This window comes from Brevundimonas sp. SL161 (genome assembly GCF_049896985.1).
In the GTDB taxonomy this organism is placed as follows: domain Bacteria; phylum Pseudomonadota; class Alphaproteobacteria; order Caulobacterales; family Caulobacteraceae; genus Brevundimonas.
Genome location: NZ_JAFCVJ010000020.1, coordinates 1 through 15,995 on the forward strand (window position 1 = coordinate 1; position 15,995 = coordinate 15,995).

The window sequence follows — 15,995 nt, forward strand, 5'->3', positions numbered from 1 at the left end:
AAGAACGCCCACTCCGCATCCGACATCAAACCACGAACCATGGCTGCTCTCCGCAAAGAACAGCCTTGAATCAGCGATCAGCTGATTTGGGAATCCACTTTGTCCACATCACCTAGGACTCTATGAAATCTCGGCAGATCGATACCTAGATCTGCTGCGAGCCGCCGGAACGGATGATCCGGAGATGACGACTTACAAGTTCAACGAAGCTCGAGACGACTACGACGTTTGGAGGGGACCAGAGCCCAAACGTGTTCGTTAGGCCATCACGCTCTCGAACTTCAGCACACCCGCTGCCGCCATATCCGCGTGCAGGGCCTCGGGGCTCCAGTCATACCCGTTAGGCCAGGTCAGGCCTCCGAACTCGACGAAGACCTCATTGAAGAAGGCCGGGTCCTTGAAGGGCTCGACCATCGGGCCTCGCTCTCGGGTCGCCAGTTCCGAGAAATCCCATTCGCCCGCCGTGCCGTCAGTGAACCACAGCTTCAGGCGATAGCCGCCGAGGCGCAGAACCCGTCTCACATGGATGATGTCGGTCACTGGGGCGTATCCAAACCCGGTATCCGCCGAAGGGGCATCCGCGACCCCGGCCGGGAGTTCTCCCAGTTCTCGATCAGCGCCGCCTGATTGATCAGCGTCCATTCTCTCACCAGTCCGCGCGCCTGCTTCGACAGGCGGCCCTTCATGATTTCACCGTCGGAAATCCGCACCTGTGCCTCGTTGCCAGCCTCATAGGCATGGAAATGGGGCGGCGCGTGATCGCCGAAGAACATGCGGATCGATATACCATAAAACCATGAGATGGTCGGCATGGGTCGATCATTACACGGGTGGGTTGCTTTCGCGAAGCCTAAGCCCCCACCTCCTTCATCGACACCGCCCTGTCCGCCAGCTTCTCCACATCCACCGCGCGCCGTTCCCCGATCAGCTTCCGGCCCATCATGAACTCGGGCGGGGCGTTGATCGCCTCGACCGCCTGAACCCTGTCGCCGGACAGGTGGAAGACCGCGAAGCTGGCGGTGGCCGGATCGCCGCGGACGACGATGCGGTCGCTGTCGAAGGGATAGCCGGCGATCTGGAGCTTGAGGTCGTACTGGTCCGACCACTGCCAGGGCGTCTCGCCGGCGGGAGCGGGGCGGCCGGTGATGGCCGCGGCGGCCTGTTTGGCCTGTTCCAGGGCGTTAGGGACGCTCTCCATGCGGAACATCCGGCCGTAGATCGGCATCGGACGGCGGGTGACGTCGCCGATGGCGAAGATGGCGGGGTCGGAGGTGCGGGCCTCCAGATCGACCAGGATGCCGCCCTCGACATCGAGCCCCGCCGCGACCGCCAGCGCGTCGTTGGGAATGGCGCCCACGCCGACGACGGCGCTGTCGCAAGGCACGGTGCGGCCGTCGGCCAGGGTCACGCCGGCGACGCGGGGGCCGTCGCCGACAAAACCGGTGACGTCGGCGGCCAGTTCGAAGCGGACGCCGCGATCCTGATGGTAGGTCTGGAAGAAGGTCGAAAGCACGTCGCAGGCGACGCGGGCCAGAAGGCGCGGCTCGCGCTCCAGCACCACGACCCCGGCGCCCAGGGCACGGGCCGAGGCGGCGACCTCCAGCCCGACATAGCCGCCGCCGACCACGGCCAGGGTGCGGCCCTCGCCGAGCTGGGCCTTGATCGCCTCCGCATCGGCGGCCGTGCGCAGGACGTGGACGCCGACGAGGTCCGCGCCGGGGACGTCGAGTCTGCGGGCCCGCGCTCCAGTCGCAAGGATCAGGTGATCGTAGGCCACGGTCGAGCCGTCCGACAGGCCGACGGTCCGGGCCGTCCGGTCAATGCCGGTGACCTCGACCCTGAGGCGAAGGTCGATCTCGTGTTCGGCGTAGAAGGCCAGCGGACGCAGGGCGAGGCTGTCGCCCTCCGCCTCGCCCTTGAGCCAGGCCTTGGACAGGGGTGGGCGCTGATAGGGGATCAGCGGTTCCTCGCCGATCAGGGTGATGGGCCTGTCATAGCCGTACTGGCACAACAGGGCGGCGGCCGTGCCGCCTGCATGGCCCGCTCCGACGATGACGACGCCTCGATCCGGAAGATTCATACGGGTCTCCTACAGCTCATCGACCGTGCCGTCGTCGGCATCAGCTTCCCGCCTCAGCCAGGCGACGAAGGTGCGGGCCTCCTCGCGGCCGCCGTTGCGGCGGGTCAGCACATGGTAGGCCATGTCGGTCGGCAGGTAGCCGTCGGCGAACGGCGTCATCAGCCGGCCCGAGGCCAGGTCGGCGGCGACGAACGCGCGCGGGGCCAGGGCCACGCCCCGGCCGTTGGCGGCGTCCTCGATGGCGAAGGCGGTCTGATCGTAGCGGGACCCGGCCGAGGCGTCGACGCCGGTCACGCCTCGGGCCTTCAGCCAGGTGGCCCAGTCGGGGCGCGGCTCCTCGACATGCCCGTTGCCGACATGGATCAGGGTGTGGCGAGCGAGGTCGGCGGGCTTCTGCAGCGGCGAGCGGCCGGTCAGCAGGGCCGGGCTGCAGACGGGCACGACTCCGGCCTCGAACAGGAGGTCCGAACGGACACCGGGATAGCCGCCGATGCCGTAACGCACGGCGACATCGACCCGGCCGCCGGCCACGTCGGCCAGTTGCATGTCGGCCGAGACCCAGACCTCGATCTCGGGATGTTCGGCCGAGAAACGGACCATGCGCGGAGCCAGCCAGCGGGCGGCGAAGGACGGCGGCACGCTGACCGCCAGCGAGCCACGACCGACGGGGCCATAGACGATGTCAGCGGCGCGCTTCAGATGTTCGAAGGCGTCGCGCAGCACGGGTTGAAGCCGGGCGCCGAGTTCGGTCAGGGCCACGGCGCCGCCGTCGCGACGGAACAGGGGGCCGCCGGCGTGATCCTCCAGCACCTTGATCTGCTGGCTGACGGCGCCGGGGGTGACGCCCAGTTCGCGCGCGGCGAGCGAGATGCTGAGCCGACGCCCCGCGGCCTCGAAGGCCTTCAGAGAGTTGAGGGGCGGGAGGCGGCGTCCCGCGTCGCCTGCGTCGCTCATACGCCCTCCAGCCAGGCGGGCACGTCGAAGCCCTTGGAGCGCAGGAACGCGGGGTTGTAGATCTTGCCGGCGTAGCGCTGGCCGGGATCGCAGAGGATGGTCACGATGGTGTGGCCGGGGCCGAGTTCGCGGGCCAGTCGGACGGCTCCGGTGACATTGACCCCGCTGGACGGGCCCAGGGTCAGGCCCTCGTCTCTGGCCAGATCGAAGATGACCGACAGGGCTTCGACGTCCTCGATGCGGAAGGAATGATCGACCGTGACGCCCTCAAGATTGCCGGTGATGCGGTTGACGCCGATGCCCTCGGTCACGGATGAGCCCTCGGCCTTCAGCTCCCCTTCGGTGAACCAGGCATGCAGAGCGGCGCCGGGCGGATCGGCGAGGCAGATGCGGACGGCGGCGTTCTTCGAGCGCAGGAAGGCGGACGTGCCGGCCAGTGTGCCCCCGGTGCCGGCGGCGCAGACGAAACCGTCGATGCGGCCTCCGGTCTGGTCCCAGATCTCCGGGCCTGTGGTCTCGAAATGGGCGCGGCGGTTGGCGGTGTTGTCGAACTGGTCGGCGTAGAAGGCCCCGTTTGGCTCGCTCTCATTCAGCTCGGCGGCGAGGCGGCGCGAGAAATGGACGAAATGGTTGGGGCTGGAGAAGGGGGCCGGATCGACCTCGACCAGGCGGGCGCCGTGCAGGCGGACGGCCTTCTTCTTTTCCTCGCTCTGGCTGCGCGGCATGACGATGACGACGGGATGGCCCAGCGCGGCGCCGACCAGGGCCAGGCCGATGCCGGTATTGCCGGCTGTTCCCTCCACGATCGTGCCGCCGGGTCGCAGTGTGCCGGAGGCCTTGGCGTCGAGGATCAGGCCGCGTGCGGTGCGGTCCTTCACCGACCCGCCTGGATTGAGAAACTCTGCCTTGCCCAGAATCTCGCAGCCCGTAGCGGCGGACGCCGCGCGCAGCCGGATTATCGGCGTGGAGCCGATCAGGGAAAGAATATCGGAGGCGATTGGCACGGGGAGGTGCTCCATCTGAACGATGGCCGCTTTTAGAATCTCTTGGGTCGCACGGGAAGGGAGGTTTGCCTTGGTGACCAGGGCGAAATGCGGGGTTACTGTCCGCGCCGGCGCGCCGGAGGGGCCCGCCTTGTCCTGTCTGGGTGAGAGTTTCCGATGAAGATGCGACTGATGCGTCATGTGGCGCCGACTGTGCTGATGCTGTTCGCGACGCCCGTTCTGGCCCAGACGGCCGGTAGCGCGCTGACCTATCAGCAGCCGCCCGCGCCGATTGCGGACATCCTGGACGCCCGGCCGACGCCCGGCGCCAGCGTCAGCCCCGATCAGAAGACCCTGGTCCTTTTCCAGCGGTCCAACCTGCCGACGATCGCCGAACTGGCCGAGCCGATGCTCCGCCTCGCCGGCTATCGGATCAATCCGCGCAACAACGGACCGGCCAACAGCCGCATCTCCTGGGTGACGGGCCTGAGCTTCCAGTCGGTCGAAGGCGGCGCGGCGCGCGCCGTCGCCCTGCCCGAAGGCTCGCGCTTCACGGGGGCGAGCTGGTCGCCCGACGGCAGGTCTGTCGCCTTCCTGATGGACCAGCCCGAAGGCATGGCCCTGTGGGTCGCCGATGTCGGCACGGCCACGGCGCGCGAGGTGTTTGGCGCCCGCGTGAACGCCGCGACGGGCGCCGGCATGAGCTGGCTGCCGGACAGTTCGGGCCTGCTGGTCCGGGCCGTGCCGGCTGATCGCGGCGCTGCGCCGGACGTGACGGCCGCGCCGGCCGGGCCCACGGTCGCCGAGAGCGGCGGCCGCGCGGCGGCGGTGCGCACCTATCAGGACCTGCTGGCCGATGCCGGCGATGAGGCCCTGTTCGCCCACTATTTCACCGCGCAGCTGGTTGTCGTCCCGCTGACCGGAGAGGCCCGCAGCATCGGCGCGCCGGGCGTGATCCTGGGCGCTTCGGTGTCGCCGGATGGCCGCTATCTGCTGCAGACCACGGCCAGACGGCCGTTCAGCTATGTCGTGCCCGCGCGCCTGTTCCCCGGCGACGTGGTGGTGACCGACATGGACGGCCGGGTCGTGCATGAGGTCGCCGACCTGCCGCTGCGTGACAATATCCCGCCGCCCTTCGACGCCGTAGAGACCGGCCCCCGCGCAGCCCAGTGGCGCGCCGACACGCCATCGACCCTGGTCTGGGTCGAGGCCCAGGACGGCGGTGATCCGCGTACGCCGGCGACCGTGCGCGACCGCGTCCTGATGCTGGATGCGCCATTCAAAGGTCAGGCGACGACCCTGATCGATCTGCCCGAACGCTATGCCGGCGTGACCTGGGGCCGGTCGGACGTGGCCGTGGTCAACACCCAGTGGTTCAACACCCGGCACGAGACCCGGTCGGTCGTCGATCCGTCGCGTCCGGGCGCTGGCCGCGTCATCGTCGATCGCAACTATCAGGATCGCTACAACGACCCGGGCTCGATCGCGACCGAGGCCAACGCCGCGGGCCGCGAGGTGATCCAGTTCACCCCGGACGGGTCGCGCGTCTTCGTCGAGGGCGACGGCGCGACGCGGGAGGGCGAGTATCCCTTCCTCGGCACGCTCGACCTCGCGACAGGCCAGACGGAGCGGATCTGGCAGTCGGCGAGCGGCGAGTACGAGACCGTCGTCGGTCTGCTTGATGACGACGGCCGCCGTCTGGTCACGGTGCGCGAGAGCCGGACCGAGCCGGCAAACCTGCGGGTCCGCGACCTGGACGGCGACGTGACGCCCCTGACCAGCTTCCCCGACCCGGCGCCGCAGCTGGCTGGCGTGACCCAGCAGCTGATCACCTACACCCGAGACGACGGGGTGCAGCTGTCGGGCACCCTCTATCTGCCGGCCGGCTACGACAAGGATCGCGACGGCCCCCTGCCGCTGCTGATGTGGGCCTATCCGGCGGAGTTCACCGACGCGGCCGTGGCCGGTCAGGTCGTGGATACCGCCAACCGCTTCGTGCGTCCGGGCGGCTCCAGCCACCTGTTCCTGCTGACCCAGGGCTACGCCATTCTGGACAACCCCTCGATGCCGATCGTGGGCGCGGACGGGACCGAGCCGAACGACACCTACATCGAACAACTCGCCGCCAGCGCGAAGGCGGCGGTCGATGCGGTGGTAGGAATGGGCGTGGCCGAACGCGGCCGTATCGCCGTCGGGGGCCACAGCTACGGCGCCTTCATGACCGCAAACCTGCTGGCTCACACCGACCTGTTCGCCACCGGCATCGCCCGTTCGGGCGCCTATAACCGGACCCTGACGCCGTTCGGTTTCCAGGCCGAGCAGCGGACCTACTGGCAGGCGCCGGAGACCTATAACGAGATGTCGCCCTTCGCCTATGCCGACAAGGTCAATGAGCCGATCCTGCTGATCCACGGCGAGGCGGACGACAACCAGGGCACCTTCCCGATCCAGTCGGAGCGGTTCTACGCCGCGCTCAAGGGCAATGGGGCGACGGTGCGTTACGTCGTCCTGCCGCTCGAGGCGCACGGCTATCGGGCGCGGGAATCGGTCGGTCACACCCTGTGGGAGATGACCCGCTGGCTGGACCAGACGATCAAGAACCCCACCGCTCCGGCGGCGGGATCGCAATAGGTCCGGCCTGGCCTCCGGCGGAGGGTGATCCCTTCTGCCGGGGGCCAAGGCGCCAAAGGGCGATATGAATTTATTCCTGATCAGGTCTTGCGCGTCAGGCCGAGGCTCTCATCTGATCTCTGCGGTCTTTGACAGGTCTCATCATCACCCCGTCGAAGCGGCGCGACTCTGTCGACTCTGTCGAGTCTATTTCCGGAGTCGCGCGGCGAACCCGCTCCAGCGATGGCCGACGCGCGTTCGCAAGGCCGCGACCCATCCGCCGACGTCCCGGTTCCGTTCGAACCACCACAGGCCTGACAACACCACCAGCAGCCCGGCGAACCATGGCCAGGGCGAGCCGGGCGCGTCGGAGGTCGAGGCCGGCGCCGCCCGGGTCGGGGCGGTCCCCGCGAGCGCCAGCGTCGCCAAACGGTTGGCGGCCATGACCAAAGAAGGCGCGGCGTCCGCGGGCTGGACATAGAAGGCCGTCTGGCGGTTCTCGCCGTCGCGGATGACGTGCCAGCCCGGTTGTTCGGGCCAGTAGGCGGCGCAGGCGCGGTCGCCGGCGGCCGGATCAACGCGCAGGCCATGGGCGCGGCCGTCCTGACCCAGGACATTGGCCTGGCCGACGAGGCGGCACACGGCGATGCGGGCGCCGACGCGGGCGATGCCGTCGACCTCGGCGCGGCTGTCGTCGCCGGCGCGGCCGATCTCCGAGAAGGCTTCGCTCCACATCTCGCCGTAGCGATCCGGACGGCCGGTGAGCACCAGGGCGTAGCTGTCGGTCACGGTCCAGACGCCGACCCGGCCGCGGCCGCGCGCGCGCCAACTGGCCAGGGCGACGCCGTCGGCGTCCCGCAACAGGGTCACGGCGCCGGAGCCCTCGTCGGTCAGGTCGCGACGGGCCAGTTCCGGCATGGCCTCGGTCTCTTCGGCCGTCTCGGCCTCGGCCCCGGGCGTGGCCTCTTCGGCGGGGAGATCGAGGCGCAGAGGAACGGCTTCGTCCCCGCCGGTCAGGGCGACGCCGAGCCCGGCCCAGTCGCGCCGGGTCGCGGCCGACAGCGGGCCGGTCGGGCGGAACAGAAGACCCATGCCGCCGTTCACTGCCGCCGTCAGGGCCGCACGCTGGCTGCCGCCGAGACTGTCCCAGCGACGGTCGTCGAGAACCACGAGATCCAGTTCATCCAGGGTCGTGGCGTTGAGCGGCACGGGTGCGTCGCCGAGCCGGACGCCCGCGCCGACGTCGATGTCGAGGGTCAGTTCGACGCCGGAATCCTCGGCCCAGCGCTTCAGATATTTGGTCTCGGCCGTGGGCGCTCCGGCGAGGACGAGGACGCGCGGCGGCGTCGTCGCCATGGTCTCGACCGGGATGGCGATGCGCTCGACGACGGCGCCGGCGGGGTCGCGGAGCCTGAGGTCGAACAGGGCGAGGCCGGGCGCGCGGGCGGCGGCCATCAGGGCGAAACGCTCGCCGGGCGCTGTGCGGGCGCGATCGACGACGACGTCGGCGGGCTCGACCAGTTCGACGGTTCCCGCAGGCATCGTTCCAACCTGTCCGCCGACGACGAAGGTCGCGCCGGGCGCCGTCACCTCGGGCAGGGCGATGTCGATCAGGCCGCGCGGAGGGGGCGGGGCGGAGAACTCGACCGGCACAGGCAGGGGAGACTGGTCTCGTGGCGTGAACCCTTGCCCCAGGACCCGGATACGGACCGGCGTGGGAGAACGTCGCAGCGCCGTCGCGAGGTCGGGGACGCGGGTCGCGCCGGTGACGGGGCCGGCCTCGGGCAGGGCCACCAGGATGTCTCCGGGCGCGGTCGGGATGATCGCGGGGGCCCCCCCCGTGGCGACGATCAGGGTTCCGGTGCGCATGACGGACGAGGGCGGGTTCAGCGTCAGCCAGACGAGGGCGCCGGCGACGACCTGAAGGCCGATCAGTGCGGCCAGACGCCAGCGCGGGGCCTGGGCCTCCGGAGCCGCGGATCCTTGCCACCGGAGCAGACGTATGACGCCGAGGGCAACCCCTGCGACGATGATCAGGGTCGTCCAGAGAGCCGGGCTGGAGACGTTCATCGCAGGGCGTCCAGATAGCGTTGGCCGCGTGCGCCGGGAGCCTCGCGGCGGCCGGGCGACGGGGCCGGACGTTGCAGGGCGGTCCACAGCAGGGCGCGCAGGCGGCGGCGGCAGTCGAGACAGGCGGGCTCGTTGCGCACCGTGTCGATGGCAGCTCGCAGGGCCAGGGGCTCGGCGAGCCGGCCTCCATTCTCGCGCGCCCAGCGGTCGAGGGCGCCGAGCGCCAGCGCCCCCGAGGCCGAACGCGGCCGTTCCTCCAGCGCGCGCCAGGCGTCGGCGGCGACGGCGTCTGCAGGACTGCGTTCGGGACGCTCGGCAGTCTCCGCCACGATGTCCTCGCGCTTGCCGGTCAGACGGCGGGCGAAGTCGACGGGCGGCAGGTCCGAGCCGAGTCTGGGAAGGAAGACGCGGGTCGCGCGCTGGGCCTCCTTCAGCAGTTCCAGCGCTTCGTTGGCAAAGGGCAGGGCCTGCTCCGGCCGTCCCTGACGCAGCTCCCGCTCCGAGCTCCACATGGCGTCCAGCGCGCGGGCGAGGGCGGATCGGGTCCGGGGCGCGAACAGGGTCGCGGCCTCACCGGTGTCGTGGGCGTGGCCGAACTCGTGCAGCACATCGACCTCGGAACCCATGGCGCCGCCGGCGGCCTCTCCGCCATGGTCGCCGTGATCGTCATGCTCGTCATGCGCGGGCGCTTGGGCGGGCGCGGGCGCGTCGCTGGTCGGCAGAGGCGCGCGGGCGGGCGGAGCGTCGCTGGTCGGCAGGATGATGCCGCTGCCTCCACCGCCCTCCGCCTCCTCGCCCATGAACTGTCCGTAGCGCAGACGCAGCGCGGCCTGTTCCTCGCCGATGACGTTGGAGCGGTCCATCAAGGCGCGCGGCTCCAGCCGACGACGCTCGGCGATCAGGGCCTCGGCGTTGATGATGATCTGGCGCTGGCTGGCGAAATAGGCGGGCATGATGCGCATGGCCATGCCGTCCAGCCCGTCGGCCATGGCGAGGTTGGCGGGCCATCTCAGGATCACGCTGGGACCCTCGACCTGCTGGCGTTCAGGCACCCGGTTATCGGAGACGACGAGCTGGACGATCAGGTCGCTGCCGGCCGCCATGCCCTCGCGGGCGAGATCGAGCGTCGTGGAGAAACGCAGCTGTTTCGCCGCGCCCCGTCCACGCAGCGGCATGGAGCGCTGCTCGAAGGTGATGTTCTCGCCGTCGCCCTTGGTGACAGTGATGCGCAGGGTCGCTGTCTCGATGACGCCGTAGTCGTCGCTGGCCTCGAACACGGGCGTCCAGGTCGTCTGGCCTGGGGTGAGCTGGACCAGCTGGCTTTCGGGTTCGACCAGGCGGACGACAGGTGCGGCGTCGGCGACGGCGTCGAGCCGATTCAGACGCTGCTGGGCCAGACCCGTGGCCTCGATCCGGTAGAGCAGGGGTCGATCGACGATCCGCGCGCCGGTCCAGCGCCGGCCGTCCCGGATCAGGGACACCGGCGTGCTTTCGGGGAACTCCAGTCCGGCCGAGGACGGCTGCGGGGCGAAGTCGATCAGCCATTCCACGCGAGAGCCCTCTGGCGCCCGGGCGTCGAGCGCGGTCTGCTCGCGGACGGGCAGGCCGGTGTAGGCGGGCGGAGTGATCCGCAGGCGCGCGCCGGTCAGGACGGGCGCCGTGGCTCCGGCGGCGGCGCGGGCGGGGGCGGCGGTCCTGGTCTCGGAGCCGTTCGCGCTAGGCCAGATCAGGATGGCGGCGATCAGGATGACGGCGGCGGCCCAGGCGATCAGGATCGGCCGCTGCGACCAGTCGGGGCGGAGGTCGATGGCGGAGGCTTCGTGGACGCGGCTCTCCAGCCGGTCGCGTTGCAGGGCGGCGAGGCCGGCGACGGCGGCGCGGTCCCTGAACAACAGGGCGGTGCTGTCCTCGAAGCGCGGAATGCGGGCGTCGAGCTCGCCGATCAGCCAGCGCAGGTCGAACCGGCGAGAGCGCCAGATGGCGAGGGCAGCGAGGGCGACGAGACCAGGCAGGGCGGCGATGACCGCGCCCGTCACTCCGAACAGCCGCCAGCCCAGCGCGGCGAGAACGAGAACGCCGGGCAGGCCGAGGGCGACGGTGTCGAGGCCGGCGCGCGCGCGGGCGGCGCTCTGGTGGTTCAGCAGGACAGGGACGGCCGTCATGGCGTGACCGCCCTCTGGCGCCGCATGGCCAGCCAACGCTCGCCGGCGAAGGCGACGGCGATCAGCAGGGCCAGCCACGGACGCAGGTCGAGCGGCGGCTGGTCATAGGGAACGGCGCCGGTCAGGGGGGCATGATCGACGGCGGCGACGCGGCCGGGCGCCGGACGCGGATCGAGCATGGACAGGAGGGCGTCGGGGAAGTCCGGCTCGACCAGCTGCGGGATGGCGGCGGGTTCCAGCGCGCGGGTCAGGCGGATGACGCGGCCCCGGCCCAGACGGCCCGCGAAAGCCAGCGGTTCTCCGGCCGCACCGCGCCACACGGGAACGGTCTCGCCCTCGACGGGGATGCGGGAGTCGAGCGCGGTCAGGATCACGCCGCCATTTCGGACCCAGCGCTCGACCGGAACAGGGACGGGGCCGGACGCCAGCCAGATCAAATGACGGGCGCTGTTCGGGACGGCGCGATCGACCGGTTCGGCGGCGAAGGTCGGGGCGACGTCGGCCACGGTCCAGGCCGTGGCGGCGGCGCGGAAATAGCGGACGGCATCCCCGGCCTCCGGGGCGAAGCGGACGGTCAGGGACGGCGGCGCGGGCGAGCCGACCTGGGCCGCGCCCGCTTCGGCGCCGACGGTCCATCCGACACGGCGGGACAGCCTCGGGCGCTCGGCGTCGACGCCGTCGAGCGTGCCGGGGACGACCAGTTTGACCGGGGCGCCGGGCGGGAGTTCGGCGTCGAGCTGGCGGATCAGGCTGACGACATCCCCTGGCGCGACGGGGGTCAGGGCACCGTGCTCGGGGAAGCCGGGCGCCAGCCAGACGACGCGGTCGCCCTTTTCCGTGGCAGCAGCGATGGTCGCGGCGTCGGCACCCGGCGCGATGGCCACGACGGGGCGATCGTCGGCGGCGTTCCACAGTACCGGCGCGGCCAGCCAGAGGGCGATCAGAGCCAGCAGCAGGAGGCGGGCGGCCAGCAGCAACCGCTCGTCGATGGTCAGGCTGCGACGCGGCTTCGGCTGGGGATCGAGCCAGCGCAGGGCGGCGAAGTCGATCGTCCGGCTCTCGGTGCGGCGCGCGATATGGATGACGATCGGGATCGCCAGGGCCAGCAGGGCGGCGAGGCCCGCGGGGAGGAGCAGCGCCGGGTTCATTGTCGGCCGGTCGGGCGGAACAGGGTGCGGATCGGAATGTCCGCGCTCTCGTCGATGAAATGCTCGACGTGGCGGATGCCGCGCGCGTCGAGCCGGGCGGCCAGCGCGGCGCGGGCGGCGGCGAACCTCGCGACGAAGTCGGCGCGGAGCGAGCGGCCGTCGCCGATCAGTTCGGCCCCCGTCTCCGGGTCATGGAAGCGATAACCCCGGTCGAACGGGAAATCGCGCTCGTCGCCGGTCAGGATCTGGACGAGGCAGATGTCGCGGCCAGAGGCGGCTAACCGTTCGGCAGTCCCGATACAGCCATCGTCGAAGCCGTCGGTCACGATGACGATCAGGTCGCGCGCGCCGATCTGTTCGCCGAAGATGCCGACGTCACGGGACCAGTCCGCCGCGCCCGCAGCCTTCAGCGGGGCCAGCGCCAGCAGCAGCCGGTCGCGATGGCGGCCGTCGGCGTGCGGCGTCAGGACCATCGGCCCCTCGGCGCGCTCCACCACCACGCCGAAGCGGTCGCCTTGATACAGGGCGATCTCGATCAGGCTGGCAGTGAGGCGGCGCGCGGCGTCGAAGCGGGACCAGTCCGGGCGGGCGAGATCGGCCTGGGCCATGGAAGCGCTGGCGTCGATGACGATCCAGATGGCGACGGGGCTCTCGCGCTCGGCGTCGCGGACGAAGAACCTGTCCGAGCGGGCGTAGAGTTTCCAGTCGATGGCCCGCAGATCGTCGCCACGCTCATAGGCCCGGTACTGGGCGAACTCGAGCCCGCCGCCCTTGTTGCGGCTGTCATGCATGCCCGCACTCGCCAGCACCGCCGCGCGACGCGGGACGATGGACAGACGACGAAGGCGGCTGCGCAACTCCGGGGGCAGGTCGAGCGGGGACATGCCGTGGATCAGTCGGGTGCGGGTGCGGGCAGGGCGGCCAGAAGGGCGGAGACGACGTCGTCGGCCGTCTTGCGCTCCGCCTCGGCGGCGAATGACAGGAGGATGCGGTGACGCAGGACCGGTGCGGCCAGGGCGACGACGTCCTCGCGCGTTGCGGCCAGACGGCCATGCAGCAGGGCGCGCGCCTTGGCGGCGAGGACCAGCGCCTGACCGGCGCGCGGACCGGCGCCCCAGCGGACATAGTCCTGAATGGCTTTCGGCGAGTCCACCGACGGCCGGGTGGCGCGGACCAGGGCGGTGATCCAGGTCAGGAGGGCCTCCCCGACATAGACGTCGCGCACCCATTTCTGCAGGGCGACGATATCCTCGCCGACCATGACCTGGGGCACCGCGCCGCCGCCGGAGCCGGTCGTCTGGACCAGGATGGCGCGCTCCTCTTCCGCCGTCGGATAGCCGACGCGGATGTTCAGCAGGAAGCGGTCAAGCTGCGCCTCGGGCAGGGGATAGGTGCCGGCCTGTTCCAGCGGATTCTGGGTCGCCAGGACGAAGAAGGGTTCGTTCAGCTTGTGGGTCACGCCGGCATAGCTGACCGTATGCTCCTGCATCGCCTCCAGCAGGGCGGCCTGGGTCTTGGGCGGGGTGCGGTTCAGCTCGTCGGCGAGGAACAGGTTGGTGAAGACCGGGCCGGGCTGGAAGCGGAAGCTGCGGTGGCCGGTGCCGTGATCCTCCTCCAGCACCTCGGTGCCGAGGATGTCCGAGGGCATCAGGTCGGGGGTGAACTGGACGCGCCGAAACTCCAGATGCAGGGCCTGGCCCAGGGTACGGACGAGCAAGGTCTTGCCGAGGCCGGGGACGCCCTCGATCAAACAGTGGCCGCCGGCGAGCAGGCCGATCAGCAGCTGTTCGACGACCTCGTTCTGGCCGACGATGGCCTGGCCGATCGCGGCCTTCAGCTTGCCGAGCTGGGCCAGCCGGGCGTCGATCTCGGTTTGGGTGGGCGTGGTCATAGAGGCTCCGGGGAGGAGGAGAGGCGGAAGGTCAGGCCGTCAGGGCGTAGAGGATGATGTTGACTGCGAACTTGGTGTTGTCCTCGGCCAGGAAGCGCTTGTTGCGCCAGTCGTAGTCCCACTCGCAGCCATAGTCCTTGTTGGAGTAGAGCACGCCCAGCCGGCCATCGATCTCGATGCCCTTGAGGTAGTCGTGAATGAGGTCGTCGCCCCAGCCATTCAGTTCGAAACTGGTCGCTGGCGGGCCGTCCTCGAACTCGAAGAAGCTCGAGTAGATGGCGTGGTCATTGGGCAATTTCTTCAGGGCCTCCGCGCCGAAGATCGAGGCCATCTGACGCTCGAACGTCGTGGCGAACAGGCCGTCGATGTCGTGGTTGCAATCGTCGACGAAGACGAAGCCGCCGTTCCTCACATAGCGTTCGAAATTGCGCGCCTCCGCGGCGTTGAACTCGACCAGCTTGTGGCCGGCGAGGTAGCAGAACGGGGCGGTCAGCATGGCCGGATCGGCCAGGGCCACGACCCGCTCTTCGGGGTCGACGCGCAGGTTGGTGTAGTCGACCAGGGAGGTCAGGATGTTGGCCGGCATCCGCTGGTCCACGTCCCAGTCGCCGGAATCATAGCGCAACCGGGTGAACCAGAAATCATAGGTGGCCTGCGCGTCGGCGGCGCGCGGGAAGCCTGCAAGCAGGGCCCCCAGCGCGCCGCCGGTCAGCAGTCGCAAGGCATCCGCGCGTGTCATACTCGAACGCGACACGCACTCTCTCCGGTCAGACGGCGTCGGACAGGGAGGTGAAGGTGAAGTCGCGCACGCGCATGGGCGGGATCATCATGGTCGGACCGTCATCGCCGACGCGGACCGAGCGGCCCAGTTCGTCGATGTTGTTCAGCATGATCACGGGGGACTCGTTGAAGCGGAAATTCTTCAGCGGATATTTCAGCTCGCCGTTCTCGATGTAGAAGGTGCCGTCGCGGGTCAGGCCGGTTAGCAGCACCGTCTGCGGGTCCACCATGCGGATGTACCAGGTGCGGGTCACCAGGATGCCGCGCTCGGTCTCGCGCACCAGGTCGGACGTCGACTTGGAGCCGCCCTCCATGATGATGTTGCCCGGCTGGGCCATCTGCGGCTTGCGCTGTTTGTCGGCCCAGAAGCGCGAATAGCCCAGGTTTCGAACGACGCCGTTCTCGACGATGTTGACGCGCTCGCGTGGCAGGCCATCGCCGTCCCAGGGCAGGGCCGGGGTCTCGGCGTGGCCGGGATCCGAGTAGACGTTGACGCGCGGGTCGAAGACCTGTTCGCCGATCTTGTTGCCGCCGCCCGCCTTGGACAGGAAGCTGCGGCCCTCGTCCGCCGAACGGGCGTCGAAGAAGTTGAACATGAAGGAGATCAGGCCCGCGGCCGCGGCCGGTTCCAGGATCACCGTGTACTTGCCGGGCTCGAGCGCCTGGGCGTCGCGCGAGGCGCTGGCCTTGCGCATCGCGATCTGGATGTCGGTATCGACGTTGAAGGTGCTGGCGTCCTGAAGGTTACGGGCGACCCAGCCCGATCCCGTGCCGTCCTCGGTCCGCACCGTGCAGGTGTAGTCCATCTCGGTGGAGCGCTGATAACCGAAGGCGCCCTTCGAGTTGGCGAAGGCGGTGAAGCTCTGGTTGTCGTTCAGGAACCCGGCGGCGATCAGATTTTGCGATTTGCAGGGGGCGATCGAGGCGCGGGCGATTTCGGCGCGGTTCTCTGGCGTGATGGCCGCCGTCGCCGCGCTGAAGGTGTTCGTGGCGCGATAGGTCTGAGGACCGACCGCCGGCATGAACTCCGGGTTCTCCGGGGCCAGTTTGGCCAGGTCCTCGGCGCGCTTGACGACGCGGGCGAGGGCCACGTCCGAGAACTCGTTGATCGTCGCGGTGCCCACGCGCTTGCCGAACGCGACCTGGACGCTGAGGTCGATGTTGGAGATGACGCCGCTGGTCGAGACGTTGTTCAGGGCGAAGCGGATATTTCCGTCGATCGTCCCGTCCAGCTGCGCGGTGCATTCGTCGGCGGTCGACAGTGCGATCACCTTGTCGAGGATCGTCTTGGCCTCGGCTTCCGTCATGATGCTCATG

The 15,995-nt window shown here is 69.9% G+C and carries 13 protein-coding genes; 1 reads left to right on the plus strand and 12 read right to left on the minus strand.

Annotated features, from left to right (window positions below; translation table 11 throughout):
• Window positions 1–258: 258 nt before the first annotated feature.
• Genes ACP7AU_RS13170 through ACP7AU_RS13190 form a run of 5 tightly spaced genes read right to left on the minus strand, consistent with a single transcriptional unit; the run spans window position 259 to window position 4,038 of the window.
• A complete protein-coding gene (locus tag ACP7AU_RS13170) occupies window positions 259–540 on the minus strand; it encodes a DUF2442 domain-containing protein (RefSeq protein ID WP_426051687.1) in 282 nt (93 codons plus the stop codon).
• On the minus strand, window positions 537–812 hold the full coding sequence (locus ACP7AU_RS13175) for a DUF4160 domain-containing protein (protein WP_426051688.1): 276 nt from the start codon (window positions 810–812) through the stop codon (window positions 537–539). Before ACP7AU_RS13175 ends, ACP7AU_RS13170 begins: the two co-directional genes overlap by 4 nt.
• A gap of 38 nt (window positions 813–850) precedes the next feature.
• Entirely contained in the window at window positions 851–2,080 is a 1,230-nt protein-coding gene (locus ACP7AU_RS13180) for an NAD(P)/FAD-dependent oxidoreductase (RefSeq protein ID WP_426051689.1), read from the minus strand.
• A 9-nt stretch (window positions 2,081–2,089) separates the two neighbouring features.
• Window positions 2,090–3,034: a transcriptional regulator GcvA gene (gene gcvA / locus ACP7AU_RS13185; protein ID WP_426051690.1), complete on the minus strand. Its 945-nt coding sequence runs from the start codon at window positions 3,032–3,034 to the stop codon at window positions 2,090–2,092.
• Complete coding sequence (locus ACP7AU_RS13190; RefSeq protein WP_426051691.1) at window positions 3,031–4,038, minus strand: cysteine synthase A; 1,008 nt, start codon at window positions 4,036–4,038, stop codon at window positions 3,031–3,033. The genes gcvA and ACP7AU_RS13190 overlap by 4 nt, the downstream gene beginning before the upstream one ends.
• A 162-nt stretch (window positions 4,039–4,200) precedes the next feature.
• Here ACP7AU_RS13190 and ACP7AU_RS13195 point away from each other — a divergent pair, with 162 nt between their 5' ends.
• On the plus strand, window positions 4,201–6,648 hold the full coding sequence (locus ACP7AU_RS13195; protein WP_426037746.1) for a S9 family peptidase: 2,448 nt from the start codon (window positions 4,201–4,203) through the stop codon (window positions 6,646–6,648).
• 186 nt (window positions 6,649–6,834) lie between these two features.
• On the opposite strand, the gene ACP7AU_RS13200 is transcribed toward ACP7AU_RS13195, so the two are convergent.
• Genes ACP7AU_RS13200 through ACP7AU_RS13230 form a run of 7 tightly spaced genes read right to left on the minus strand, consistent with a single transcriptional unit; the run spans window position 6,835 to window position 15,994 of the window.
• Window positions 6,835–8,697: a hypothetical protein gene (locus tag ACP7AU_RS13200; protein ID WP_426051692.1), complete on the minus strand. Its 1,863-nt coding sequence runs from the start codon at window positions 8,695–8,697 to the stop codon at window positions 6,835–6,837.
• Window positions 8,694–10,859: a DUF4175 family protein gene (locus tag ACP7AU_RS13205; RefSeq protein ID WP_426051693.1), complete on the minus strand. Its 2,166-nt coding sequence runs from the start codon at window positions 10,857–10,859 to the stop codon at window positions 8,694–8,696. The genes ACP7AU_RS13200 and ACP7AU_RS13205 overlap by 4 nt, the downstream gene beginning before the upstream one ends.
• Window positions 10,856–12,007: a BatA domain-containing protein gene (locus tag ACP7AU_RS13210; RefSeq protein WP_426051694.1), complete on the minus strand. Its 1,152-nt coding sequence runs from the start codon at window positions 12,005–12,007 to the stop codon at window positions 10,856–10,858. Before ACP7AU_RS13210 ends, ACP7AU_RS13205 begins: the two co-directional genes overlap by 4 nt.
• Window positions 12,004–12,891 carry a DUF58 domain-containing protein gene (locus ACP7AU_RS13215; RefSeq protein WP_426051695.1) on the minus strand — a complete coding sequence of 296 codons (888 nt, stop codon included), beginning with the start codon at window positions 12,889–12,891 and terminating at the stop codon, window positions 12,004–12,006. The genes ACP7AU_RS13210 and ACP7AU_RS13215 overlap by 4 nt, the downstream gene beginning before the upstream one ends.
• Before the next feature lie 8 nt (window positions 12,892–12,899).
• Entirely contained in the window at window positions 12,900–13,898 is a 999-nt protein-coding gene (locus ACP7AU_RS13220) for an AAA family ATPase (protein WP_426051696.1), read from the minus strand.
• Window positions 13,899–13,929: 31 nt separating this feature from the next.
• Window positions 13,930–14,637 (minus strand): DUF4159 domain-containing protein, encoded by a 708-nt coding sequence (locus ACP7AU_RS13225; RefSeq protein WP_426037748.1) that lies wholly within the window; start codon window positions 14,635–14,637, stop codon window positions 13,930–13,932.
• Window positions 14,638–14,665: 28 nt separating this feature from the next.
• Window positions 14,666–15,994, minus strand: a complete 1,329-nt coding sequence (locus tag ACP7AU_RS13230; RefSeq protein ID WP_426051697.1) for a TldD/PmbA family protein — start codon at window positions 15,992–15,994, stop codon at window positions 14,666–14,668.
• Between the last annotated feature and the right edge of the window lies 1 nt (window position 15,995).